25 protein-coding genes are annotated in these 25,220 nt (G+C 63.1%); 15 read left to right on the top strand and 10 right to left on the bottom strand.

Annotated features, from left to right (window positions below):
• Positions 1-113: 113 nt before the first annotated feature.
• The 3 genes from CO675_RS40150 to CO675_RS27340 all read right to left on the bottom strand — a co-directional run bounded on the left by CO675_RS40150 (position 114) and on the right by CO675_RS27340 (position 1,768).
• On the bottom strand, positions 114-443 hold the full coding sequence (locus CO675_RS40150) for a hypothetical protein (RefSeq protein ID WP_143279140.1): 330 nt from the start codon (positions 441-443) through the stop codon (positions 114-116).
• A 177-nt stretch (positions 444-620) separates the two neighbouring features.
• Positions 621-1,247 (bottom strand): thiamine pyrophosphate-dependent enzyme, encoded by a 627-nt coding sequence (locus tag CO675_RS27345; protein ID WP_143279138.1) that lies wholly within the window; start codon positions 1,245-1,247, stop codon positions 621-623.
• A complete protein-coding gene (locus CO675_RS27340; protein ID WP_097674939.1) occupies positions 1,244-1,768 on the bottom strand; it encodes a thiamine pyrophosphate-binding protein in 525 nt (174 codons plus the stop codon). Before CO675_RS27340 ends, CO675_RS27345 begins: the two co-directional genes overlap by 4 nt.
• Positions 1,769-1,968: 200 nt before the next feature.
• Here CO675_RS27340 and CO675_RS27335 point away from each other — a divergent pair, with 200 nt between their 5' ends.
• The 5 genes from CO675_RS27335 to CO675_RS27315 all read left to right on the top strand — a co-directional run bounded on the left by CO675_RS27335 (position 1,969) and on the right by CO675_RS27315 (position 6,517).
• Positions 1,969-2,982 carry an ABC transporter substrate-binding protein gene (locus CO675_RS27335; protein WP_097674938.1) on the top strand — a complete coding sequence of 338 codons (1,014 nt, stop codon included), beginning with the start codon at positions 1,969-1,971 and terminating at the stop codon, positions 2,980-2,982.
• Between the two features lie 97 nt (positions 2,983-3,079).
• The gene (locus CO675_RS27330; protein ID WP_245452934.1) at positions 3,080-3,859 is read left to right on the top strand and encodes an ABC transporter permease; all 780 of its coding nucleotides are present in this window, start codon (positions 3,080-3,082) and stop codon (positions 3,857-3,859) included.
• A complete protein-coding gene (locus tag CO675_RS27325) occupies positions 3,859-4,680 on the top strand; it encodes an ABC transporter permease (RefSeq protein ID WP_097674936.1) in 822 nt (273 codons plus the stop codon). The genes CO675_RS27330 and CO675_RS27325 overlap by 1 nt, the downstream gene beginning before the upstream one ends.
• A 12-nt stretch (positions 4,681-4,692) precedes the next feature.
• Complete coding sequence (locus CO675_RS27320) at positions 4,693-5,802, top strand: ABC transporter ATP-binding protein (protein WP_198964755.1); 1,110 nt, start codon at positions 4,693-4,695, stop codon at positions 5,800-5,802.
• Positions 5,803-5,956: 154 nt separating this feature from the next.
• The gene (locus CO675_RS27315; protein WP_097674934.1) at positions 5,957-6,517 is read left to right on the top strand and encodes a hypothetical protein; all 561 of its coding nucleotides are present in this window, start codon (positions 5,957-5,959) and stop codon (positions 6,515-6,517) included.
• 86 nt (positions 6,518-6,603) lie between these two features.
• Here the strand turns inward: CO675_RS27315 and CO675_RS27310 are convergent, their stop codons facing one another.
• Entirely contained in the window at positions 6,604-7,809 is a 1,206-nt protein-coding gene (locus tag CO675_RS27310) for an ABC transporter substrate-binding protein (RefSeq protein WP_097674933.1), read from the bottom strand.
• Positions 7,810-7,886: 77 nt separating this feature from the next.
• On the opposite strand from CO675_RS27310, the gene CO675_RS27305 reads away from it, so the two are divergent.
• The 5 genes from CO675_RS27305 (at position 7,887) to CO675_RS27285 (ending at position 12,490) form a co-directional block, all read left to right on the top strand.
• Entirely contained in the window at positions 7,887-8,654 is a 768-nt protein-coding gene (locus tag CO675_RS27305; RefSeq protein WP_158231310.1) for a helix-turn-helix domain-containing protein, read from the top strand.
• A 3-nt stretch (positions 8,655-8,657) separates the two neighbouring features.
• The gene (locus tag CO675_RS27300) at positions 8,658-9,095 is read left to right on the top strand and encodes a cupin domain-containing protein (RefSeq protein ID WP_097674931.1); all 438 of its coding nucleotides are present in this window, start codon (positions 8,658-8,660) and stop codon (positions 9,093-9,095) included.
• 27 nt (positions 9,096-9,122) lie between these two features.
• Positions 9,123-10,250, top strand: a complete 1,128-nt coding sequence (gene gbd, locus CO675_RS27295) for a 4-hydroxybutyrate dehydrogenase (RefSeq protein ID WP_097674952.1) — start codon at positions 9,123-9,125, stop codon at positions 10,248-10,250.
• 334 nt (positions 10,251-10,584) lie between these two features.
• On the top strand, positions 10,585-11,277 hold the full coding sequence (locus CO675_RS27290) for an SGNH/GDSL hydrolase family protein (RefSeq protein WP_097674930.1): 693 nt from the start codon (positions 10,585-10,587) through the stop codon (positions 11,275-11,277).
• A 19-nt stretch (positions 11,278-11,296) separates the two neighbouring features.
• Positions 11,297-12,490, top strand: coding sequence for an adenylate/guanylate cyclase domain-containing protein (locus CO675_RS27285; protein ID WP_097674929.1), 1,194 nt, complete (start codon positions 11,297-11,299; stop codon positions 12,488-12,490).
• Between the two features lie 76 nt (positions 12,491-12,566).
• On the opposite strand, the gene CO675_RS41800 is transcribed toward CO675_RS27285, so the two are convergent.
• The 4 genes from CO675_RS41800 to CO675_RS27270 form a co-directional block, all read right to left on the bottom strand.
• A complete protein-coding gene (locus tag CO675_RS41800) occupies positions 12,567-12,692 on the bottom strand; it encodes a hypothetical protein (protein WP_283808125.1) in 126 nt (41 codons plus the stop codon).
• A 2-nt stretch (positions 12,693-12,694) separates the two neighbouring features.
• A complete protein-coding gene (locus tag CO675_RS27280) occupies positions 12,695-13,717 on the bottom strand; it encodes a quinone oxidoreductase family protein (protein ID WP_097674928.1) in 1,023 nt (340 codons plus the stop codon).
• 671 nt (positions 13,718-14,388) lie between these two features.
• Positions 14,389-14,583 (bottom strand): hypothetical protein, encoded by a 195-nt coding sequence (locus tag CO675_RS27275; protein WP_097674927.1) that lies wholly within the window; start codon positions 14,581-14,583, stop codon positions 14,389-14,391.
• A gap of 179 nt (positions 14,584-14,762) precedes the next feature.
• Positions 14,763-16,370: an AMP-binding protein gene (locus CO675_RS27270; RefSeq protein WP_097674951.1), complete on the bottom strand. Its 1,608-nt coding sequence runs from the start codon at positions 16,368-16,370 to the stop codon at positions 14,763-14,765.
• Between the two features lie 198 nt (positions 16,371-16,568).
• On the opposite strand from CO675_RS27270, the gene CO675_RS27265 reads away from it, so the two are divergent.
• The 5 genes from CO675_RS27265 (at position 16,569) to CO675_RS27245 (ending at position 22,590) form a co-directional block, all read left to right on the top strand.
• Positions 16,569-17,162, top strand: a complete 594-nt coding sequence (locus tag CO675_RS27265) for a GNAT family N-acetyltransferase (protein WP_097674926.1) — start codon at positions 16,569-16,571, stop codon at positions 17,160-17,162.
• 246 nt (positions 17,163-17,408) lie between these two features.
• Positions 17,409-18,758, top strand: a complete 1,350-nt coding sequence (locus CO675_RS27260; RefSeq protein ID WP_097674925.1) for a DUF3100 domain-containing protein — start codon at positions 17,409-17,411, stop codon at positions 18,756-18,758.
• A 19-nt stretch (positions 18,759-18,777) separates the two neighbouring features.
• A complete protein-coding gene (locus CO675_RS27255; protein WP_097674924.1) occupies positions 18,778-19,947 on the top strand; it encodes a M20 aminoacylase family protein in 1,170 nt (389 codons plus the stop codon).
• The gene (locus CO675_RS27250; RefSeq protein ID WP_283808126.1) at positions 19,944-21,344 is read left to right on the top strand and encodes an L-serine ammonia-lyase; all 1,401 of its coding nucleotides are present in this window, start codon (positions 19,944-19,946) and stop codon (positions 21,342-21,344) included. The genes CO675_RS27255 and CO675_RS27250 overlap by 4 nt, the downstream gene beginning before the upstream one ends.
• 73 nt (positions 21,345-21,417) lie before the next feature.
• Entirely contained in the window at positions 21,418-22,590 is a 1,173-nt protein-coding gene (locus CO675_RS27245; RefSeq protein ID WP_245452936.1) for an AraC family transcriptional regulator, read from the top strand.
• A 340-nt stretch (positions 22,591-22,930) separates the two neighbouring features.
• Here the strand turns inward: CO675_RS27245 and CO675_RS27240 are convergent, their stop codons facing one another.
• Together CO675_RS27240 and CO675_RS27235 are read right to left on the bottom strand one after the other, a co-directional pair.
• Positions 22,931-24,130 carry a CaiB/BaiF CoA transferase family protein gene (locus CO675_RS27240; RefSeq protein WP_097674921.1) on the bottom strand — a complete coding sequence of 400 codons (1,200 nt, stop codon included), beginning with the start codon at positions 24,128-24,130 and terminating at the stop codon, positions 22,931-22,933.
• A 109-nt stretch (positions 24,131-24,239) separates the two neighbouring features.
• Positions 24,240-25,214, bottom strand: a complete 975-nt coding sequence (locus CO675_RS27235) for a 3-hydroxyacyl-CoA dehydrogenase NAD-binding domain-containing protein (RefSeq protein ID WP_097674920.1) — start codon at positions 25,212-25,214, stop codon at positions 24,240-24,242.
• Positions 25,215-25,220 lie beyond the last annotated feature (6 nt).

The raw sequence follows: 25,220 nt of genomic DNA, 5'->3' as shown, positions 1-25,220 counted from the left end.
ATGCTGCTCGGCGACGCCAAGAAGGTCACCGAGAACATCGTCAAGGCGATGTAAGGCAGGCGGCGGATGGCGCTGAACCGTGCCAGGTCCTTCCAGTTTCTAAGCCAGATGTCCTATGAAGCGCCGGATCCGATCAGGTCCCGCGGCGACAGAGTGCGGCCCAAGATGAGCTCGAGGGCAGGCCATGCCTCACCGGATGACGAGCAAATCCACATCAGCAAAGCCTGAGGCACCGGCATTCGACGCTCGCGGTGTTGCGGATGACCAGCGGCCGCCGTCTCACCTAACTCATTCGGTCGGACCGCGGAGCCGCCGTCATTGAAGTGAATAACGGGCATGCCGACGGAAATCGACGCGGCCACATCGATCCGCAAGGCGTCGTGGTTGCGATGCATCGTTGTCGTCGTCCTCATCAAGAGCGAGCGAACCAGCGAATAGTCCATGGTCCCACACACCGTACTATGTGACGAACGACGGACAAGTTCAAAGTTTCGACGTCCCTTGCCTAAGATCGCAGCGTCGCCCGATAGCCTTGGTGACATGTGGGAGCGCGTAAAAAAGCGGCCCGCTTCGGAACGAAGCGGACCGCCATGGATCCGTGCAACGGAAATGCCGATCGGCTAGGGTCGCTCGAGCATCCCGCCGCCGAACAGCGTCGGGACGTAACGTGGTGCCTCAATCGCAGCCATGAAGCGATGTTTTGTCGCGACCGGATCGAACGGGACCGGCGGCCGCACGACTTCGACGTCGGGTTCCGTCGCCAGAACCATGACTCCGACGCCATCGCGTTTTTCGGCCGCGGCGATGCGGGTGGCGAGCGCGCTCGGCGCATTCAGATTCTCGGCGTGCTTGATTCCCGAGGCGCGCGCCAGCTGCGCCAGATCGAGCGTGGCGTTGGTCAAGGCTTGCCCGCCCGAAGCTGCGTGAACGCCGTTCTGGATCAGGAGAATCGTGAGATTTGACGGGTTCATCGCGCCAATCGTAACGAGCGCACCCATATGCATGAGCAGGGCGCCATCGCCCTCGACCGCAACGACCGGACGATCCGGTTGAGCGATGGCCAGGCCCAGCGCCAGGGGGAGTGTCAGTCCCATCGCGTCTTCGAAGTAGAAGTTCTCCGGCGCGTGATGCAGCGATGCCCACAAATACGAGGCATTGCCGAGCGACGTCACGACGAGCGCGCGGGACGGCAGACTGCCGGCAAGCGCCCTGTAATGATCCGCCCGGGTCGGTCGTGCATTGGTCACCACTGGATATCCTCCCGGCCCATCAGTAAGGCAAACGGACACGAAGCTTCTTCCGCATAGGTTGCGGCATGTTCGATCTGAGGACCGATCGGGCGGTATCGATCGGTGCAGGCATGGGCGAGGCCGATGCCGCGGAAGACCGGCTCCGTCGCTCGGCCCTTCGGCACATGATAGAACACCGGATCATCGGGCGTGCCGCGGTAGGACACCAGCATCAGAAGCGGAAACTGATAACGCTGCGCGAGCGACACCATGCCCGCACCCATGCTGAGCACACCGGCATTCTGCACGAGCAGGGCGGTGCGCACGCCGCCGAGCCGGCTTCCACATGCGATTGCGAGCGCCTCCTCTTCATGGGTTGCGCGCACCAGCGTCATGCCCGGCTCCTGGTCGATGCGAATGAGGATTTCGCCCAGCCAGCTGTCGGGGACGGAGACGACGGTGCCGAAACCAAGACGCTTGAGCGTATCCAGAACGACAGACGGCCGATGGGCCTCTGGCGCTTCCGTCGATGTCGTCATCGACTGCCTCCGTGATTTCAAACCAACGTTGAGCGCAGGCTAAGCGCAATTGGTACTATTGTCGATATGATAAACCTATTGCGAGCCGATAAGGGGCCTGATAAAAGGTACTATAAAGCAGATGATAAGTTTAATTTCATGACCGAGGATTGCAGCTGGAGCCGGGCGCTGCATTCTGTCGCTGGAGGGAGACTGCACCTATGCTTCGCCTTTGGTCTGTGTTGATTGCTGTTCTGATTGCATTGCCGGCTCACGCACAAGACAAGCTCGTTGTCAGCATCTGGGGTGGCAGTTGGCGCGATCTGGTGGCCGAGACGGTTGCGAGGAAATTCACCGCCGAAACCGGCGTCCCGGTCGAATTCATCACCGGCGGCACCATCGATCGGCTGAACAAGGAAAAGCTCGCCAAGGGAAATCCCGAAAGCGACGTGACGTTCACGACGTCGCATGTCGGCTGGCTCTATGCCAATGACGGGTTGTTCGAGACGATCGATACCTCGAAGATCCCCAATGCGAAGAATCTTGCTGACGAGGCGCGGATCAGTCCGTACCACCTCGGCGCCTGGGCCTACGTCTACACGATCGGCTATCGCCCCGATCTGATCAAGGACACCAAGTTCGAGAGCTGGAATGATCTCTGGAAGCCGGAGCTGAAGGACAAGCTTGCCGCGCCGGATTTCGATCCCGGTCACATCATTGCGGTCTCCGCCATTCTTGCCGGCGCCGACCCGGCCCATTGGGAAAAAGGCGAGGAGAAGCTCAAGGCGCTCAAGCCGAACTTCAAGGCGTTCTACACCAATGACGCCAACAGTCAGCAACTGCTCGCGAGCGGCGAGACGCCGGTGCAGATCGTCCTTTCGATGAACGCCTACTACATGATCGGGCAGGGCATTCCGATTGCGCTCGCGATGCCAAAGGAGGGTGCGGTGCTGGGAATCGACACCGTCGCGATCATGAAGGGGTCAAAGAAGGTCGACCTCGCCTACAAGTTCATCAACACGCTCTACGACCCCGACATCCAGGCCGAGATTTCGAAGCAGAAGAAGGGGAGCCCGGCAGTCCTCAACGCGAAGATCGATCCTGAAATCGCCAAGCTTCCGGGGGTCTTCACATCGGCGGAGCAATGGAAGCAGCAGATCAACATCGACGCCAAGCTGCGCGCCGGCAAGACGGCGGAATGGCGCAAGTGGTTCGCCGAAAACATCATGAATTGATCCGTTGCCAGATCGGCCCCGCATCATGAATCAGCAGCCATTCCTGCGCATCTTCACGGCGCCGGCAACGTTGTGCGCCGTCGGATTCATCGCGGCGATGGTTGCGGTTCTGCAATACAGCCTCAGGGCCTACGTGCCGGGATCGCTCGATCCCGGCGGGTTTACGCTGGCGAATTTCGCCGACCTTCTCAAACCGCTCTATGCGCGCGTGTTTCTCGATACCGTTGTCGTGTGCGCGATGACCGCGGTCGTGACGTTGATCGTCGGATATCCGCTCGCCTATGCGCTTGTGCGCGTCGAACAGCCGATCCTGCGCTCCATCCTCCTCGTGATCGTCGTGACGCCGCTGTTTCTGGGCGAAGTCGTTCGCACCTATGCGTGGATCATCGTCCTGGGCAACAACGGCTTCATCAATTCGTTGCTGTTGTCACTCGGCCTCATCGGCAAGCCGCTCCAGCTGATGTTCACGCCATTCGGCGTTGTGGTTGCCCTCGTCCACGTCACGCTGCCGGTCATGGTCATCATGCTGGCCGCTGGTTTGTCCCATATAGACCGCGACTATTCCCGAGCGGCCGAAAGCCTGGGAGCCGGCCCCATTCGCGTGTTCCTGACCGTGACATTGCCACTGTCGCTACCCGGCGTGGTCGCCGGCACCACGACGGCATTCGCCTGGACCTTCTCGGCATTCGCCACGCCGCAGCTGATCGGCGGCGGCCGCGTCAATATGATCTCCAATCTGGTCTACCAGCTTGGATTTTCGAGCTTCAACTTTCCCTTCGCCGCGACCTTGTGCGTGGCTGGGCTGGCTTTGACGGCCCTGGTGCTGGGCCTTCTTCAGCTTGCCTCCCGCCCGCTTCGGAAGATCGAGGTGCATTGATGATCCCGCGCTCGACCTATCAGAAAGTGCTCGGCTGGGTCGGATTGCTGGCGGTGCTCGTCATCGTCGCGTTTCTTGTATTGCCGGCGGCGGTCGTGACGATCGCGGCGTTCAACGACAAGCCGATCCTGTCATTCCCGCCGCAGACCTGGTCGTGGCGATGGTTCGGTCGGGCCCTCGCCTATGAAGACTTTCGGCAAGGGTTCTTCAACGGCTTGATCGTCACGGCCTGGAGTTCGACGATCGCGCTGTGCGTTGGCGGCATGTTCGCGTTTGTCATCGACCGCTACAAGTTTCCGCTCAAGTCCGCCATTGAGGGGATCCTCATCTCGCCCTTGGTGATTCCGCACTTCACGGTAGGGCTCGGCTTTCTCATCCTCGCGGCCCAAGTCGGCCTGAGCCGCGGTTTTGCGGTCGTCGTGATCTGCCACGTCATCCTGGTGCTGCCGTTCGTGCTGCGCAGCGTTTACGTGTCGCTGAGGAATCTCGATCAGAGCTACGAACACGCTGCCGCGAGCCTCGGCGCCGGACCGCTTCGTGTCCTGACCACCGTCACCCTGCCGCTGCTGCTGCCTGGGCTCGTCAGCGGCTGGCTGTTCGCGGCGATCCTTTCGTTCAACGAGTTCACGGCCTCGCTGTTCGTGACCTCGCAGCGAACCCAAACGCTTCCGGTCGCGATGTACAATTACGTACGCGAGTTCGCCGATCCGTCGATGGCGGCATTGTCGGTCATGTATATCGTCGGCACTGCGGCCCTGATCGCCTTTGCCAATGCGTTCCTCGGGCTCGGCAAGGTTCTCAATATCGAGCAGTCTCACTAGGGAGCACGGATCTTGAAGCCGTCTGCGAGTGCTGAAGGTGAACACACGGCGGTCTATTTCGACACCGTGACCAAGCGATTTGATGATGTCGCGGCCCTGAACGCCGTTACGCTCGGTGTTGGCCGTAGCGAGTTCGTGACACTGCTTGGTCCGTCAGGTTGCGGCAAGACCACGCTGCTCAAGCTGGCTGCGGGCTTTCTGGGGCCGGACGGCGGTTCGATTTCGATCGAAGGCAAGCGCGTGAATGACATTCCGACCTACCGGCGCGGCATCGGCATGATGTTTCAGAACTACGCGCTGTTTCCGCATATGAGCGTGGCGGATAATGTCGCCTACGGCCTGAAGACGCGGCGCGTCCCCAAGGCAGACAGGGACAAGCGCGTCGCCGATGCGCTGGCGCTGGTCAAGCTGAAGGGCATGGAGAACCGCAAGCCCCGGCAATTATCCGGTGGCCAGCAGCAGCGCGTTGCGCTGGCGCGCGCACTCGTCATCAACCCGACCGTGCTGCTGCTCGACGAGCCCTTCTCGGCGCTCGACAAGAGCCTGCGGACCTCGATGCAGGTGGAGCTGCGGGAAATTCAGCGCAGGCTGGGTCTGACCACGATCTTCGTGACGCACGACCAAGGCGAAGCCTTGAGCATGTCCGATCGCGTGGCTGTGATGTCCGAGGGCCGTATCAGGCAACTCGGTAGCCCTGTCGACGTGTATCGCAGCCCAGCGGATCCGTTCGTGGCCAGCTTTGTCGGCGACAACAACAGGCTGCGCGGCCAGTTCGTGAGCATGCAGGCCAAGCAAGCCATCGTCGCGCTTGGCGATGCCCTGGTGAGGGTGCCGGGCGAGAGCCTGTCCGGGCTCGAGAAGTCGGCGGCGGTTGACCTGTTCGTCCGCCCCGAGCAGTTCGATGTTGTGGCGCCCGAGGAGCCATGCACTATCAAGGGCAGCGTTGTGGCCCAGATTTACCAGGGTGGCCACGTCGATCTTCAGATCGAGTGCTCTGGAGGTGCCGGGGAGCGGTTGCTGGTGCGATCCCCAGGCGAGCAGGCCGTCCTGCGTTGGCCAATGGGAGCACCTGTCGGCGTTGCCATTCAGGCAGATCAGTGCTCGGCGTTTCCCGCCGCCTGATCGCGATCGTCTTTCACAGCGGCGTGAGGGTGAAGGAATCAGGCTTGCGCTATATTGTGAGGCTTGGCTTGGCGGCGCCTGCCTTGTTGTTTCCTGCGGCGTTATCGTCACCGCCGTCACCTGGTGTCTGGTCGCGCAACTCTGGAGAGAATGCTTGAGTCAATCACAATCGATCACGGCGGCCGAGGCGATCAGCACGTATATCGAGGCAAAGGACCGAAACCGGCCTGAGCTCATGAAGCGTGCATTCGTGCAGGAGTGTGAGCTTCAGATGCAGCTCCTGACCGACGCAATCTCGTTTCCAAGCTCCGCTCACGGATTGGAGAGCGTAACCGATGTTCTCGTACGGAACTTTGGATTGCAGTATGAGAATGTGCGCACCTTCTGCCTGTCGCGCCCGGAGTCCAATCGCCTTCCACGGTTTCAATGCGACTGGCTGGTGGGGATGTCAAACAAGTCCGAGGGCGACGTACGCGTCGGATGCGGTGAGTACATTTGGGATTTTGATGCCGCCGGAGACGGTCGCGTCAAGCGGCTGCTCATCAAGATTGAGTTCATGTGCGTGCTGCCGGCGAGCTATCAGACGCCTGTCCTGCAGTGGCTTTCGGCCATCCCCTATCCCTGGACGTCATGCAGCGAGGCGGGCACAGGTTTGCCTTCGATCGATGCTTTGACGCCGATCGCTCAATTTCTTCAGCGCGGCGCGCGCAACTGACTTCGGCAGCGGGGCGCTGGACGGCGGGCTATCGAATTCAGGCTTCGATGGCGGACGATGGTATCGGCCACCGTCCGCCTGCGTCGTTACTGCGAGACCAACTCGCAGCCGCCCTCGCCGAGCGGGCGGAAGGCCTGCTCGGCGGGTATCGTCGCGACGATGTCGTAGTAGTCCCATCGCCGGCTCGAGGCCGCCGGTGTCTTGACGCGCGCCAGGTACATGTCGTGCACGAACTGGCCATCGGCGCGCACCGCGCCGCGAGCGAACGCGTCGGCAACCGGCAATTCGCGAATCTTGGCCGCGACAGCGAGGCCATCGTCGGAATTTGCGGCCTGCACCGCACGCAAATAGTGACGCACGGCTGAATAGACGCCGGCCTGGGTCATGGTCGGCATCCGTCCAACCTTCTCAAAGAACTTGTTGGCCCAGGCGCGCGACTCGGCATCGCGATCCCAGTAATATGCGGTGACGAACTGCAGGTTCTGTGCGGCCGCAAGGCCCATCGCGTCGACGTCGGTGAGGAACACGGTCGGTGCCACCAATGCCTGGCCTCGTGTGATGCCGAACTCGGCGGCCTGCTTCACCGAGTTGGTCATGTCGGCGCCGGCGTTGGCCAGCGCGATCACCTTGGCGCCGGACGCCTGCGCCTGCAGCAGCACCGAACTGAAGTCGGCGGTGTTGAGCGGGTGGCGCACCTCGCCGATCACCTTGCCGCCGCCGTTCTCGACCGCGCGGCGCATGTCGGCGGCGAAGGCGTGGCCGAACGAATAGTCCACCGTGATCAGGAACCAGCTGTCGAGCTTCTGCGCGGTGAGCGCCCGCGCGAGGCCGTAACCGTTGGTATAGCTCGTGTAGACCCACTGGAACGAGGTCCGGGTGCAGGCCTTGCCGGTGAAGTCCGACGAGGCCGACGCATTCAGCACGATCTTGTTGCGTTCCTTGGCGAGAGCGGTCACCGCGAAGCCGACGCCGGAATTGGAAATGTCGGCAACGGCATCGACTTTCTCCGTGTCGAACCAGCGCCGCACGATGCCAAGTCCGATGTCCGGCTTGTTCTGGTGGTCGGCCGAGACGATCTCGACCGGCACGCCGCCGATGCTGTTGCCGAATTCCTCCGCCGCCATCCTCGCTGCGACGACCGAGCCTTCGCCGCCGAGGTCGGCATAGGCGCCGGAGCGGTCGTTGAGGACGCCGATGCGGATCACATTGTCGGACATCGCGGCGTGCGCGACGTGAAGATGCAGCAGCGTCGCGGTCATTGCCGCGCATAGGGTCCTGAGAGTGGTTGTCATGGTCGGGTGCTCCTCCGGGGGCGTCTAGTTTGCCGTTCGGCTTTGTTGCGTGATACGCAACTTGCTGGCGCATCGATGTGCAGAACGAGCAGAATTGTCTGCAGTTTCAACATCGGACGCAACGAAAATTGCTTGTAAGGCAATTTTTGTTGACAAGGAAGCAAATTCAGAAGAGGTTCGGAGCAATGAAGACGCAGGACGAGACGCTGGCGAGGCTTGGAGCACGCATTCGCTCGCTGCGGGAGGAGCGTGGCATGAAGCTGAAGGATCTGGCCGACAGCACTGGGCTGTCCGACGCCTTCGTGTCGCGTCTCGAGCGCGGGCAGGTGTCGAGCTCCGTTGCCAACCTGATCCAGATCGCACAGGCGCTCGACATCGGCGTCAGCGAGTTGTTCGCCGCGCCGCAGGACCAGTCGCGCAGCCACGTTACGCTGCATCGCCATGGCGACGAGGGCGAAGACCAGAGCATCCCGAGCACCGGCTATCGCTGGCGATTGTTCGCAGGCGGCATGCCGAACGATGACCTGGAGGTGTTTCACCTCTCGTTCCCGCGCAAGAACCGGATGGACCTCATGGTTTCTCATCCGGGACAGGAATACTGCTACGTGATCAGCGGTCGCATCCGCTTCCACGTCGGCGCCGAGGTGTTCGATCTTTCGCCCGGTGAAGGCATTTTCCTCAATTCCGAGCTGCCGCACCGCGCCGACAACATCAGCGAGGACGAAGCGCGCATCCTGATGGTGGTCGCGAAGTCGCCGCAGAAGGCCGAGCATTTCGACTGGTGGCGCGTGCCGAGCGCCGCCGTCCCGCCTCGATCACCCAAGAGCAAGCCCCAAGGAGACTGATCCATGCAGACCGCAACCGCGACCGGCAGGCACCTGCCGTATGAGGCGAAGCACATCGACGATGTCGAGTGGGAGACCATCCGTTGGCCGGGCGAGACCGGCAAGATGCTGTTCCACCCGCGGCCGGAGCGGCCGACCGAGCCGAACGCGGGCATCCTGCGGCTCGAGCCAGGCGCGCATCATCCGATCCACAATCACGAGTTCGCACAGGTCTGGTACATCCTGAGCGGCGAATTCAGGATCGACGACAATGTGTACACGGCGGGCACGATGATCTTTCATCCGGACCCGCATTTCGAAGGCAAGTTCGAGACCGCGACCGGCGGCGATATCCTGATCGTGCAATATCCCGGTCCAAGCACCGGCGGGCGGCCGATCTATGCGGGGCGCTTCAACATGGAGCAGCGTCGCGACATCGCCGAAGAACGCACCGATCTCTGATCGATCGACCCAATGGGACGGCAGGCCATGGCGCTGATCACCTATCTCACCACCATTCGCTTCGGTTTCGGCGAGGCGGACGCGCTCGGCGATGAGATCGCAGCGCTCGGTATCCGTCGGCCGATGCTCGTCACCGACCGCGGCATTGTCGCGGCCGGCCTGGCGGAGCGCGTGACCGCCCCGCTCGGCACTGTGCCTGTCGTGTTCGACGCGACGCCGCCGAACCCGACCGAGCGTGCGACGCTGCAGGCGCTCGCACGCTATCGCGAGGCCGGATGCGACGGCCTCGTCGCGCTCGGCGGCGGCTCGCCGATCGATCTCGCCAAGGCGGTGGCGCTGCTCGCCACCCATGAAGGCCCGCTGGCGCAATATGCCGCGATCGATGGCGGTGTCGCGCGGATCACCGCCGCCGTTGCGCCGGTGATCGCGATTCCGACCACGGCCGGCACCGGAAGCGAGGTCGGCCGCGCGGCCCTCATCACGCTCGAGGATGGCCGTAAGGTCGGCCTGATCAGTCCGCATCTCATCCCGGCGCGGGCGATCTGCGATCCGTTGCTGACGCTCGGCCTGCCGCCTGCACTGACGGCCGCGACCGGCATGGACGCACTGTCGCACTGCGTTGAGACCTATCTGTCGCCGCGTTTCAATCCACCGGCGGATGCGATCGCCCTCGACGGCGCGGCGCGCATCGTCGGCCATCTCAAGCAGGCCGTGACGGCAGGCGATGACCGCGATGCCCGCGCCGAAGTGATGATGGGCGCGCTGCAGGGCGGCCTGTGCTTCCAGAAAGGCCTCGGCGCGGTGCACGGGTTGTCGCACGCGCTTGGCAGCCTCGCGTCGCCGAGCCTGCATCACGGCACACTGAACGCCGTGCTGATGCCTGCCGTGATGCGCTACAATCGCCCGGCGATCGCGGCCAAGCTACCGCGGCTGAGGCTGGCGCTCGGTCTGACCGAAGATGCCGACATCGCCGCGTTCTTCGCTACGCTCAATGCCGAGCTCAATCTGCCGCGCGGCCTGTGCGCCATGGGTGTGCCCACCTCGGTACTGGACGACATGGCGGAGAAGGCGGCGAAGGATCATTCCACCGCCACCAATCCGCTTCCTGTGGATGCCGACGGCTACCGCGCCATTTTCCGGGCGGCCTGGGAGTGAGTTGGCCGCAGCGAGTTGCGCATAGCAGCGGTCCGGCCCCTTCACCGCGTAGCGCGGTCTCGGGCGCGCACCGTTATCAAGACAGCTTTGCCGCTGACGAGGCAGGATGGTCCTGCTGACCACGGCCGACCCAGTTCGTGACGTCCCACAGAACGAGCCGCCGGCGGGGTGCTTCTGGAGTTTCCCGCTCTGTGTTATGCCTTTCGGCTGCGGGGCTGCGCTTCCTTCGAATACGCAAGCCTTGACCCGTCGGTATCGGTCGGGTCCAGTGCGGTAGGCGCGAGGCGTTACCGAAGGCACATGGCTACTCATATCCGATCGAGGCAAGCGTGAAATGATTCCGGCTCAGCCTGCTTCCTTTGCGTATCCCATGGATCGGTTAGCTGGCCGCCTGGCGGGCGTGGGTGGCATCAAGATTGCGGCGATCGGATCTTCGACCACTGCCGGGGAGGGCGGCATCGTCCCATATACGCAGCGACTTGAGACGGCTTTGCGGGCCCGTCACCCCGGTCGCCATTTCGATGTGCTTAACCGCGGCGTCGGTGGAGAAGAAGCGCCCGACGAACTGCGCCGCATCGACAGGGACGTCATTGCAGAACGGCCATCGGTCGTGATCTGGCAGGTCGGCACCAATGCGGCGTGGAAGAAGCAGGACCTGAATGCGACGGCCAAGGCTATCCGCGATGGCGTCGCGCGCCTGGCTGAAAGCTTCTCCGATATCGTGCTCATGGACCTTCAGTATCTGCCCGCCGTGCTCACGGACGACAAGATCGAGGGGGCGCGCGAAATGGTACGGCTTATCGAAGAGGCGGCGTTCGGCGCGAGCGTTCCCGTAAATCTCTTCAAGCGCTTTGATCTCATGCGTCAATGGCATGAGACCGAGAAGATCTCCTTCGACCGGATGGTCGACCCATCAGACCCAGATCGGCTGCACCAGAGCGACTGGTGCACGGTACGCGTGGCGGAGGCGCTGGCGGACGCCATGGTGCTGGCAGCAGCCAAGGCTATCCCATGCTGTCAATCTTGATATTGCCGAGGAGCGAGATATGAGCGCGCCGCGGAACGGAGATCCAGGCGCCGCGCACCGCGACGTGATCCATTGGCTGACGAGCGAAACGCACGATCAGCGCTTCATCGACAATATCTTCGCTGAGCTGTGTGTCCGACTGCGGCGCGCAGGAATTCCTGTCAAACGTGCGGCACTCCACGTCTTGATGCAGCACCCCCAATGGCGCGGCGCCCGGATTTTCTGGGCCGACGGGATGCGCGAGGCAACAATTACTCGGATCGACTACGATGTCGGGGAGCGGCCCGAATACATCGGCAGCCCAGTGCAGGAAATTCATAACGGTGCCGCCGAGGTGCGAGAGCACCTTGAGGGCGATCCTTCGCGAGGCCGCAAGCATCCAATCTATGACGGGTGGCGGTCGGAGGGCCTGACCGACTACGTGGCGTGGCCGATGTTCCACACGCTCGGCAAGCGGCACGTCGCGGCCTTTGCGACCGACCGTCCCGGTGGCTTCGACCCGGCCGATATCGCAAGCCTGTCAGCACTGTTGCCAATCTTGGCTCTCGTCAGCGAAATCCGCATCAAGAACAGGCTGGCGAGAACATTGCTCGAGACCTATGTCGGCACGCATGCCGGTGAGCTGATCCTGGCGGGGGCCACGAGGCGCGGTAGCGGGACGACCGTCCACGCCGCCGTCATGATCTGTGATTTGCGTGATTTTACCAAGATCTCCGACAATTGGCCGCGCGATGATGTCATTGATATTCTGAACGACTACTTCGATGCGATGTCGGAGCCAATCGCGCGGCATGGAGGCGAAATCCTGAAATTCATGGGCGACGGCTTGCTCGCCATCTTTCCGCTCAGCGCGCCACGGGCCTGCGAAAATCTGCTGCACGCCCTGTCTGAAGCGCGCCAGGCGATGGCCGCCTTGAACGAAAAGCACAAGGAGACCGGGCGTATGCCGCTCAACTACGGCATCGGCGTGCACGTCGGAGACGTCATGTTCGGCAACATTGGATCGCGCACCCGGCTCGACTTCACCGTCATCGGCCCTGCCGTGAACATGGCGGCTCGCCTCGAAGCACTCACCAAGCAACTGGGGAGAACGGTGCTGCTGTCTCGGTCGTTCGTCGACCTCGTTGAAAGTAATTTCGGTCTTGAACGTGTCGGGGAATATCCGGTGCGCGGGTTTAGCGACCCTGTCGAGCTTTTCACCTATCACGGCTGAGGGCGCCGGATGCGCGACTGTCGGTTCCTGCAGTCGCACAAGGTGTGCCATCGGGAGCTTTGCGCCGCCGGTGCGATCACCGAAACGCCGATCCAGAGGTCGGACGAGGGGCCACCTCGCGCCCTTTCAGACGCACCGCCGTCATGTCGTGGTGCCCGAGCGCCGTGTAGGCGGGCGCCTCGCCGAAGCGAACGACCTTCATGATCAGGCTCCTGGCCGCAGCACGACGCGGTTGCGCGATGATCCGATCACGGCGGCGTAGGCCGCCTTCGTCTCAGCAAGCGGGTAGATCGAGGACGGGATGATCGGATAGGGGCGCAGGAAGCCGCCGGCGAACCCTGGCAGCGCGCTGCGTAGCAGCTCTGCGCTTTCGATCGTGGAGAACGCAAGGGTGTCGACGCCGAGATAAGTGTGCCGTCCGCGATAGAATTCCAGGATGTTGAATTTGACGGTCTGGTTGATCGTGGCAATCAGGATCTGCCGCCCGGCCTTGGCAAGCGAATGATGCGCATCGTCGAAATAGGGATCGCCGACCGTGTTGAAGACGATATCGGCACCGTGGCCGTCGGTTAGTTCGCGCACACGTTCGGCGACGTCGGCGGTCGAGGAATTGATGATCTCGATCGGGGCGTTGGCGTGGCCTTCGTAAGGTTCATCCTTGCGCACCACGCCGATCACCCTGGCGCCTTGCCAGGTCGCAAGCTGGACCGCAGCCTGCCCGACCTTGCCGTTGACGCCCATGATGAGGACATGTTCACCGGGTTTCGGCGCGCCGGCCCGGCGAAAGCCTTCGATGGCCGTCACGAACGGTACGCCGATCCCTGCAGCCTCATCCATCGAAATTCCGTCCGGCTTTTCGACCACGGCTGCGGCTTCGACGACGACATGGCTGGCGTGCGTACCGTCGCGGCGGATTCCGAGGTCGCCCGACGAGCCGAACACGGCCTTTCCGATCAATGCGTCCGGCCCTTCGACCACCCGCCCGGAGAAATCACGGCCCGGGGTTCTCGGGAACACCGCATAGGGCATCAGTCCCGTGGCGGCCTTGACGTCCGACGGGTTGACGCCCGCAGCTTCGATCGCAACCACGACTTCGTGCGGCGCCCGCGTGAGCGAACGTCTCTCGATGGACGGCGCGATCGCCGCCGCATCGGCGGCTTTGGCATTGAGCCGTACGCAGGTCGCCTCGATCACGACATCCACCCCCGATCTGGTGATGGCACTCATAGCTCGCTCCTCATGACATTCATAGCTCGCTCGTAAGCCTGGATCGTCTTCGTGGGCAAGGGCAGGCCGACGATCCGCCTGCTGTCCGTGGCGACCGCGCCTCCGAGATCGTTGACGATGCAGGCTCTGGCTTGGCCGCGCAGCACCTTGTGCCCCTTATCATGGCGGGCGCTGGCGCCGCTTCATTCGACACCGGTATCACGGCGGCCCGCAGCAAATTCTGAAGGTCTCTTTCAGCGCCGCCGATGCCCGCTGGGGTCGTCCGCACACAAAATGGCCCTCGGTTCTGTTGGAAAATCGAGTCGTTCCTGAAGTGGAGATCGAGCCGTTTTCAAGGTGTCCGGACAAGGCCTTGATCGAATGGTGGGCCCGGCAGGACTCGAACCTGCAACCAAACCGCATTGATTCTTCTGAACCTTTTTGGGGCATTCGCGCGCGTTTGCCGCCCTTAATGGGATGGTTTCTGGAGCGAAACTGCCGTGGTTCGCCCAGCTTTCTACGTAGAAGGCAGCGGCTGATTTGGTGCTCGAGTTCAGCGCTTTGCTTGATCGTGGGTTCGCATTCCACTCTCTCCACCGCCCCACGCCCGCGCTTGGTCTGTGTGTCAGCTCATGGTGGCCAACTCGTTCATTAGCGAACGAAGGTTTCTGATTCGGCTCTGGTGGGCCGCATCAGTCCGCGACCTTATCGAAGTCGCACGCCATGAGTGCGGTTTCGGCCAGGCTGACGATGTCCACCCGCAGATCCGTGGTGGTCCCCTGACCGATAATGCCTTGCAGCGTCAGTTCTCCGCTGAGTGCTTCGATCATCCGTTTCATACGTCGCTGGTACTTGATGCTCGAGCATTCGTCGTCGTGTCTGAACATGTCGCAGGCTGCAATTTTGCGCTTTATCGGTGAATCGCCAGGGCCAAAATGAGATGTCCAACACGGACATGGATTCCCGAAAAGGTGCTGTCGGACCATATTGGGAGTGATTTTGGGACATGACCGATCGGGATCTCTGGCTGGTACCGTCGGCCGGTCGGGGCAAGTTCGCTGCAGCGTCAGTCCTTGAGCAGCCGCCGCAACAGCTTGCCGGCCGGAGAGCGCGGCAATTCGGTAACAAAGCTGACATCGCGCGGTACCTTGTAAGGCGCCATGTTCTGGCGCGCCCATGCCACGAGCTGCGCGGTGTCCAGTTCGGCACGCGGGACCAGGACGACGAAGGCCTTGACCACCTCACCCTTGGTAGCGTCGGGCGCGCCGATCACGGCCGACGCCGCAACATCGGGGTGCTTGTTCAAAATCGATTCGACCTCTTCCGGGAAGACGCTGTAGCCGGAAACCTTGATCATCTCCTTGAACCGTCCCATGAAGGTCAGATAGCCCTCGGCATCGATGCGACCCATGTCGCCGGTGTGCAGCCAGCCGTTGCGCAGCGCCTCCGCGGTTGCATCGGGACGATTGCGGTAGCCCTTGAAGACGCCCGGGCCGCGGATCACGATTTCGCCCGGGACGCCCGCTGGCTTGTCTGCGCCGGAGTCGGGATCGACGATCCGGATCTCGTTGCCGGGCACCGGCCTGCCATGGGTACCCCAACGTATTGCGTTGCGCGGCATGAAGGTGTCGACCGTGTGGGTCTCGGTCAGCCCATACGCCGCTTCGAAGCTCTCGCAGTTCGGCGCGACGGCCTGCCATTGCCTGGCAAGCGCCTCGGTCCAGTCGATGCCGAAACTGGTCACGGGATTGACGCGGAGGCTCCTCAGCCCGAAGTCGGAAATGTTCGGGAGCTGCGTGATCGCGACGTTCATCGGCGCCACGCTGTACCACCAGCTCACCTGATAGCGGTCGATCGCCTGTGCGGTCACCAGTGGATCGAACCGGTACAGCAGCACGGACGTCGCGCCGGCATAGACCGGTGCATTCACGCCCATCACCATGCCGGCGATATGATAAAGCGGCGCGATCGAGAGCAGGACATCATCGGCGCCGATCCCGTTGCAGTTCACAGTCGCGGCCGTCTTGAAGATGACGTTTCGATAGGACAGCATCGCCCCTTTGGGCCGGCCGGTGCTGCCTGACGTGTAGATCATCAGCGCGGTATCGTTCATGTCGATCGCGACATCGCGGGGCGACGCGCCGCTCGCCGCGACGGAGAGGAAGTCCTCAACTTCGCCGGCCGCATCGGCCGGCTCGGAGCCGGATGCGAGCAGTTCATCCGGGACGCCGATCGGCGGCCGCTCGGGCAGCAGGTCCGGGTAGCGGACCACGAAAACATGCTCGAGCTTTGTCTTGTCGCGGACCTGACCTACGATCGGCAATAGCGGTTCGGCCGCAACGATCACGCGCGCGCCGAGATCGTCGAGCTGGTAGGCGAGCTCGTGCTCCTTGTTCAGCGCCCCGCAGGGCGAGGCAATGGCGCCGATCTTCTGGATGCCGAATTGCGCCATCAGGTATTGCGGACAATTGTTCATGAACAGTGCGACCGGCTCGCCTTTGGCGACGCCGAGCTGTTGCAGGCGCGCCGCGAATGCATCACTCGCGCGGTCGAGCTCGAGGAACGTGATGGCGCGGCCATACCAGATGCAGGCCGGTTTCTCCGGCCGCTCACGGGCGTGCCTCCGCAGCATTTCGTGCAGCGGTCGTTCGAGGTTGTCGTTGGAAGCGCTCATGGTCGTTGTCGCCAGGTTCATGTGCTCAAATCGAGACGGAAAGGTGCAAACGGGCCGTTTCGGGAGTTATATTAGGACATTGGTACGCTCGGCTTGCCTGATCCGGCTCCTGCGTGCAGGACAGGCGGGAAAAGCGCTGCGATCCCCGCCGGGTGGTTGCGGCGAAGTCTGGTTATTCGGATTGAGCGAGCGATCTGCATGAGGAATACCAAGATGCGATCCTATCCGCGTCGCGTCAACTTCGAGAGCGGGGACGTCGAGTTTCGGTTGATGGGGCCTGCCGACGAGGCCGCCGTCCTGAAATTTGCCAACGCGCTTGCCGTGCACGACATGTTGTTCCTGCCACGGAATATCCGCGAGCCGAAGGTGCTCTCGGCATGGATCAAGGAGATCGAGCGCGGCTCGATCGTCAGCCTGCTGGTGGTCAAGGATGACATCGTGGTGGGGTGCGGCACGATCGTGCGGGACCCCATGTCGTGGTCGGCCCATGTCGGCGAGATCAGGACCGTGATCTCCTCGCCTGTGCGCGGCACCGGCATCGGACGGGCTCTTTCCAACGAGGCGTTTGACCTCGCGCTGTCGATGGGCCTGGAACGCCTAACCGTGCAGATGACGTCCGACCAGACCCGCGCGATCGCGATTTTCGAAGCGCTCGGCTTCCGTGCCGAGGCGCTGCTGCGCGATCAGGTGAAGGACCTCGAGGGCAAGACGCACGACATCGTCGTGCTTGGCGTCAACGTGGCGGACGTGCAGAAGCTCGAAACGGGCGGATCGTCCGGAGCGATCGACTAGCACAGGGAACTACCCGAGGAACGGCTTCGTCATCCTCGCGCCGCCCACATCCATGACGGCAACGGTCGCGGTCATGTCGGCTTTCGCCCGGCCGGATCTTCGTTCGGCCAGCGTTGCAAAAAATGCAACAAAAACGGGATGTCACGATCATTGATGCAAGGCGCCTTCTCGTCGATGCTGCGCAGGCAAGTTGGTTCACCGTTCACCGCATTGCCTCGCAATCATCTTCTGGAGGTGTCCAGCACTATGACGTCGACCTCTTCTCCTTCCGCAGACCTTCCCGCCCAGGCGGTCGATCCCGCGGCTCACGGCAAGCTCACGCTGTTCGTCGCCGTCCTGATCATCGTTGCCGTCGCCGAGACTGTCGGGATCGTCCAGTTCCAGATCGGACCGGGCAAGGTGCTGCTTCAACCGATGGTGTGGGCGCTGTTGATCGCGGCCGCATGGGGCCTCGCGGCGCGTTTTCTGCCTGCCGCCGTCCGGATCGGGCCCGGCCTGCAGACCTACGCGGGACAATTGCTCAACGCAGGTCTGCTGCTCTTCGTGATCAAGATGGCTTTCACGGTCGGCGGCGCGCTGCCGGAGGTGCAGAAGGCCGGTTGGGCGTTGATCTTCCAGGAACTCGGGCACACCTTCGGCACGCTGGTCCTCGGCCTGCCGATTGCGCTCCTGCTCGGCGTCAAGCGCGAAGCGGTCGGCGCGACTTTCTCGATCGGCCGTGAAGGCAACATGGTGATCATCGGCGAGAAATACGGCATGAACTCCGCCGAAGGGCGCGGCGTACTGGCCGAGTACATCACCGGCACCGTGCTCGGCGCGCTGTTCATCGCGCTATTGGCCGGATTTGTCGCCAGCCTGCACATCTTCGATCCGCGGTCGCTTGCGATGGGTGCGGGCGTCGGCTCGGGCAGCATGATGGCAGCCGCGATCGGCACCATCAACGGCCACAATCCGCCCGAGATGGCGAAGGAGCTGATCGCGATCGCCTCGGCGGCGAACCTGATGACCGCCGTCCTCGGCTTCTATTTCGCCCTGTTCTTCTCGCTGCCGGTGTGCTCCTGGCTCTATGACAGGCTGGAGCCCGTGCTCGGCCGGTTTTCGAACTTCTCGTCGGGAAGCCTCGGGCCCTCGATCGCCAGCGCCGGCGAGACAAAGCACGCAACGTTCGGTTTCTCCGACTCGCTGCTCGCCTGGATCACCGTTGCAGGCGGCGTCCTGATCGGCAATTCGCTCACCTACAAGGTTCCGCTACTGGAATCCGGGGCAGGTCTCCTCGTCGTGCTCGCGGTCGTGCTGCTGGTCGACGTCCTTGCCCGTCTGCTGCCGAAAGTGCCGCACATCCTCATCCTGGTCGCGGTCACCACCGTGCTCGGCATTCCCGGCCTGCTGCCGTTTTCCAATGCAATGATCGGCTCGGTCGACAAGCTGAACTTCCTGGCTTTCACGACCCCCGTGCTGACGCTCGCCGGCTTCTCGGTTGCCAAGGATCTTCCGATCTTCAGGAAGCTGAGCTGGCGTATCGTGGTGGTCTCGCTCACGGCCGCCGCGGGCACGTTCCTCGGTGCGACATTGATCGCCGAATTCTTCCATCGCTAACACACAGGCGGACCAACGCATGGCAAAGAAGTTTGGAATCGCGGACGATATCTGTGCCCGGATGCTGGATTGGCGTCATGACATCCATGCCAACCCGGAAACCGCGTTCCAGGAGCACCGCACGGCCCAGCTCGTGGCCGATGCGCTGATGGAGATGCAGATTCCGGTCCATCGCGGCCTCGGCGGGACCGGGGTGGTCGGAACGCTGAAGAACGGCGAAGGCCCGACGATCGCGCTGCGCGCCGACATGGACGCGCTCGATCTCCAGGAACTCGGGGACCGCGTCCACAAGTCAACCCGTACCGGCAAGATGCACGGCTGTGGCCATGATGGCCACACCACAATGCTGCTCGGAGCTGCGGTCCAGCTCGCCCGTCACCGGCCGTTCCGCGGTACCGTCCATTTCGTTTTCCAGCCCGCCGAGGAGAACGAAGGCGGCGGCAAGAAGATGGTCGAAGAGGGCTTGTTCAAGATGTTTCCCGCCGACGCAGTCTACGGAATGCACAACATTCCGAATATCCCGCGTGGAAAGTTCGCGATCCGGACCGGCGTTGCGACGGCCTTCCTCGATACCTTCGAGATCTTGGTGACCGGGAGCGGATGTCATGCCGCGACGCCGGAGAAGGGGATCGACCCGATCCTGGTGTCGGCCGATCTCGTCTCCGCGCTACAGGGCATCGTGAGCCGCCGCATCGGCGCAATGGACGCCGCCGTCGTGAGCGTGACCCAGATCCATGGCGGCGACACCTGGAACGTGGTACCCGAAACGGTTACATTGCGCGGCACGGTCAGAACGCTGGACGCCGAGATACAGGATCAGGTCGAGGCCGCCATGAAGCAGGTCTGCGCCGGCGTGGCACAAACCCATGGCGCAAGGATCGATCTGCGCTACATGCGAGGTTATCCGGGCGTGATCAACACACCTGCCGAAACCGATGCCGCAGCCTCAGCCGCCGCAAATCTCGTCGGCGTCGAACAGGTGCAAACCGACGTCAAGCCGGCGATGGGATCGGAGGATTTCGCCTTCATGCTGCAGGAGCGCCCGGGCGCCTATATCTGCATCGGCGCGGGCGAGACGGCAAACGATCCGCCGTTGCACAATCCATATTACGATTTCAACGACGCCATCCTGCCGCTCGGCGCCGCCTATTGGGTCGAGCTGGTGAAGCAACAACTGCCTGCTGCCTGATGCTTTCGGTCTTCGACATATTCAAGATCGGTATCGGCCCCTCGAGTTCGCATACGGTGGGGCCGATGCGTGCTGCCGGGCAATTCGCCCGCGCGCTCGAGCGCGATGGCCTGCTTTTCAGAACGGTGCAGGTTCGCGCCGATCTCTATGGCTCGCTCGGCGCGACCGGGCGAGGGCATGCGACCGATCTCGGCGTGATCCTCGGCCTGCTCGGCGAAAAGCCCGATACGGTCGATCCGGCACAGGTGGCGCCGCAGCTTGCGGACATCCGGCGTTCCGGCGAGTTGCGCCTGCTCAACCTTCATCCGGTCCCGTTCCGGCGTGGGCGCGATATCATTTTCCAGCCTGACAGCACGCTGCCGGAGCACCCCAACGGGATTCGCCTCGTGGCGTCCGCGGCCGACGGCGTGCTGTTGGCGGAACGCTATTACTTCTCGATCGGCGGCGGATTCGTGATCGAGCGTGGCTTGGGCGACGTGGCCGGTGGCCTGGGTGGCGAGCTTCCGGTCTGGCCGTATCCGTTCGGCACCGGCGCCGAGCTGGTGGCACGGGCGCAATCGAGCGGCCGCTCGATCGCCGATATGGTGCTGGCCAATGAGTGCGTGCATCGCACCGACGCTGACGTTCGCGTCGGCCTCCTGAAGATCTGGCAGACGATGAAGCAATGCGTCGACCGTGGCTTCGGGATCGACAATGCTGGTGCGGCCGAACCGTTACCCGGACCGCTCAACATTCGCCGTCGTGCGCCGGCTCTCTACCGCGAACTGTCGGCCCGCAACAGCGACACCGAGAGTGTCGATCCGCTGGCGGCGATGGATTGGGTCAATGCCTTCGCGATGGCAGTGAACGAGGAGAATGCAGCGCGCGGACGAATCGTGACCGCGCCGACCAACGGCGCCGCCGGCGTGATCCCGGCCGTGCTGCACTATTACGTCAAGTTCTGTCCGGGCGCGACCGATGACGGCGTCGTTACCTTCCTGCTCACAGCGGCTGCGATCGGCATGCTGTACAAGGCGAATGCCTCGATCTCCGGCGCGGAGGTCGGCTGTCAGGGCGAGGTCGGAGTCGCCTGCTCGATGGCGGCAGGCGGCCTGACGGCCGTGCTCGGCGGTGCGCCGGCCCAGGTCGAGAACGCCGCCGAGATCGGGATGGAGCACAACCTCGGTCTGACTTGCGATCCGGTTGGCGGATTGGTGCAGATTCCTTGCATCGAGCGCAATGCGATGGGGGCGGTCAAGGCCATCAACGCCGCTCGAATGGCGCTGCGTGGCGACGGCAAGCACTATGTCTCTCTCGACGCCGTCATCAAGACGATGCTGCAGACCGGCGAAGACATGAAGTCCAAATACAAGGAGACGTCGCTGGGCGGGCTCGCGGTGAACGTTGTGGAGTGCTGACCGGACGCACGGCGGCGCCGACGAAATACCTCGCGACCGAATTCGGCATCCGTGGATGCGGCCCGTGCGCGCGATGCCAGAGGCTGGGGATAGGGTAAGCCCGCCAGCTGCCGCCAGCATTGCGAATGATTTCGATTTAAGCAAGACTCCAGGCCTAGGGAGGAAGACGACCATGAGCGCTGGAAGGCGCCTGCGAGACGCGGTGCCGGAATGTCAACTACCGCCGGATTTCGACCAGCATGTGTATTCGGCGCAGTTGATTGCTGCCATCATCGCGGAGCTTAGCAGGCAACAGGTTCGATCGTCCGTGGCGCTGGCGGGCACCGGCTTGACCGAGGATCAGCTCGATGCGCATACGACGCGCATCTCGTACCGGCAGATCGACATCGTGGTCCGCAACGCATTGCGGCTCTCGAACGAGCCGACGATTGCACTCCAAGCCGGACAGCGCATGCGCGTGACGGCGCACGGAATGTACGGATATGCATTGCTGAGCAGCGCAACCTATGACGATGCGCGGGAATTCGCCAATCGATACCTTCGGGTCGTTGGCCCGCTGTGCGATGCGAAATACTCGTATGACGGCGCGGCGGTCGTCTGTGCGTTCGAGCCGTTGCATTGGCCCAATCCGACACAGGACGTGCATCGCTTCGCGGCAGAGTTCGCCCTGTCGTCGCATCTGACGACGATGAAGGACCTGGCGGGCGAGTCTTTCCGCTTCTCGCAGATTTCCCTCGCCTATGGCGAACCGGCGCATGCCGGCGCCTACGGGGTGATCTTTGACTGTCCGGTCCTGTTTCGCCAGCGCGGCAACGAGTACAGGTACCAGCTGTCGCAGGCCGACGGGCCGGTTGCGTTGGCGGATTCCCGCACCCACGGCATGGCGCGTGAGATGTGTGAGCAGGTGTTGTCCGAGGTCAATCATGCGGGCGGGATCGCTGCCGATGTCAGGCGGGTCCTGATCGAGCAGCCCGGCAGGTATCCGAACATCGAGGCGATCGCCGAGAGGCTTTCGATGCATCCTCGCGCGCTGCGGCGGAAGCTCGAATCGGAAGATACATCCTATCGTGAATTGCTCGCCGAGGTGCGGACGCGGCTTGCGATCGAATATCTGCGCAAGACCACGATGACCAACGAGGAGATCGCGAACCGGTTGGGCTATAGCGACGCCGCCAACTTCCGGCACGCCTTCATCCGTTGGACCGGCAAGAGCCCATCCGATTTCCGGGTCTCTTCGGCGAAGTGAAGGCCATGCGGGCAGGGCGGCGCTCCGTTTGAACCGCTTGTCACTCAACGCTGTCCAAAAGTCACCTCCGAACCGGCCTCGTCGAACCTCCTCGCGGTCGAACTCCATGCATAGATTGGTCTTCGACAGTAGGCGCGATGGCTGGTCAAGGAGTAAGGGACGCGTCGGGCGCTGATCGATTCTGCTCGAGGACGTCCTCCGAACCTCAGCTGCGCCGCATCGCCGCTGTGGTGCCCCCCGGTTTGGGCGCCTCGAGACTGGCCGCGCTTCTCACCCGAGGGGCGCGGCCTTTTCTCGTGCACGCAATGAAGGCGGCAGGCGTCGCCTCGTGGTCAGCGTATCATGCCAGGATCTTGCTTTCGCGCATCCCGGCGATAGTCGTGTCATCGTAGCCGGCCTCGCGCAAGATCTGCGTGCTGTGCTCGCCGACCGCGGGCGCCTTGCGCGGCTTCACCTTGGTCGCACCGTCGACAAAGAACGGGCTGTCGATGGTCAGCATCTCATCGTTCTCGAACGGCACCAGCACGCCGGCCGACAGCATTTGCCGGTCGGTGCACAGGTCGCCCATCTCGGCAACGCATTCGAAGACGATGCCTGCTTGATCGAGGCGCGCCCGCCATTCGTCCCGGTCCCGTATCGCGAATGCCGCGTCGAACAGGGCGATCAGTTCTGCGGAACGAGCGAAGCGATCGGCCTGCTTGGCAAAGCGCGGATCAGTGAGCAGGTCGTCAAGGCCCAGGCATTTCGCGACGGTCGGAAAGTCGCGCTGCTCGTTGACGATCGCGAGCAGCAGCCAGCGGCCGTCGCGGCAGCGGTAGTAACAACCAAGCGCATTGAACAGATTTTCACGCGGCGGCCGCGGCGTGAATGTCGCCCCGCACAGCGCCGCCTGCGCCATGATGCCGTTCGACCAGACGCCGTTGGCGAGCAGCGAGGAGCCGACCTGGGTGCCGCGGCCGGTGCGCTCGCGCTGATACAGCGCCACCGCGACGGCCGCGAACAGCGAAACGCCCGACGGATGATCGCCCATGCCGGCGAGCGCCCGCGCCGGCGGCGTGCTGGCGTCGCTCCGCACCATGTCCATCAGGCCTGAACGCGCCCAGTAGGCAGTGACGTCGAAGCCCGGCTTTCCTGCCTCGTCGCCGGTCTCGCCATAGCCGGTGAAGGATGCGTAGATCAGCCGGTCGTTCGCCGCGGCAAGCCGCTCATAGCTGATCGCGAGCTTCCTGCGGACGGCGAGCGGATAGTTGGTGATGAAGACATCGGCGGTGGAGGCCAGGCGATGCAGCACCGCCTGGCCCTCGGGCTTCGATAGATCGAGCGCGAGGCCGCGCTTGTTGCGGTTGTCGAGCAACCAGCCATAGGGTTGGTCGGATCTCGGCATGCCCGGTAGCTTCGGCACCTGACGGAACGCGTCGCCTGCGCCGGGCGGTTCGATCTTGATCACGTCGGCGCCGAAATCTCCCAACAGTGTCGCGGCGGTTGGCGCAGCGATGAAGCTGCCGCAGTCGATGACCTTCAAACCTTCGAAGATGCTCATGTGAGTCCGTCTCCGCTTGATGCCCGAGGATCACCCCAGGCTCGTCTGGATTCCGAAAGATGGCGAGCGCCTGTGTCTGCGAGCGCGTGCAGCCCCGAGGACGAGCCGACTATGTCCGATCCCCGCCGTTGCGGGCCGTCAGTACATGCAACAGCGCCACCTGTGTGTCGTCGCGTTCACGCTCCATCAGCGGGATCGGCGTCTTGCCGAAAGATGCCGCAGCCTGGTCGATGATCCTGCGCTGTAGCGCCTCGTCGAGATCGACCTGCGGGATCACCTTGAACGACGCGGCCATGTTCTTGCCGAGGTGTTGGAAGAACGATTCGAGCCCTTTCGGTCCACCGCCCATGTGGAACGAGCTGAACGGTCCGTTCACAGCCCAGCGCAACCCGATCGAGCTGGTGACGATGTCGTCCAGCTCGTCGACCGTGACGACGCCCTCCTGCACGAGATAGCAAGCCTCGCGCATGATCGCGCGCTGCAGCCGGTTGGCGACAAAGCCCTGAATTTCCTTTTTGAGCACGCGCGGCACCTTGCCGAGCGCCTCGTAGAATGCCACGGCGTCGGCGGTCGCCTGCGGATCGGTGTGTTCGCCGGGAACGACCTCGACGAGCGGGATCAAGTGCGGCGGATTGAAGGGGTGACCGACGAGTAGCCGGCTTGCATCCTTCATCTCCCGCGCTTGCTCGGTGGCCGGCCGTGCCGAGCTCGAGGACAACAGCAACGCATGGCTCGGCACCGTCGCCTCGATCCGCGCCCAGAGCTGTTGCTTCCATTCGGGTTTCTCCGGGCCGTTTTCCTGCACGAGGTCGGCGCCGGCGACGGCGCGCGCGAGATCCGGCTCAAAGCGCAGGTTGCGCTCCAACCCCTCATGCGGCAGGCCGAGCTTCAACAAGGTCGGCGCGATCTTGATCAGGGCGTCCTTGACCACGGCCTCGATACCGGGCTGCGGATCGTTGATTACGACATTGAGCCCGTGCGCGAGAAACAGCGCCGCCCAGGAGGAGCCGATGACGCCGGCTCCGATAACGCACACATTGCGATAGCGGGTGAGCGCCGCGGCGCGATCTGCGGATGATGGCATGGCTTT

The organism is Bradyrhizobium sp. C9, assembly GCF_002532045.1.
Classification (GTDB): Bacteria; Pseudomonadota; Alphaproteobacteria; order Rhizobiales; family Xanthobacteraceae; genus Bradyrhizobium.
Note: the sequence above shows the minus strand (reverse complement) of the source record. Positions and strands in the feature narration are given on the sequence as shown.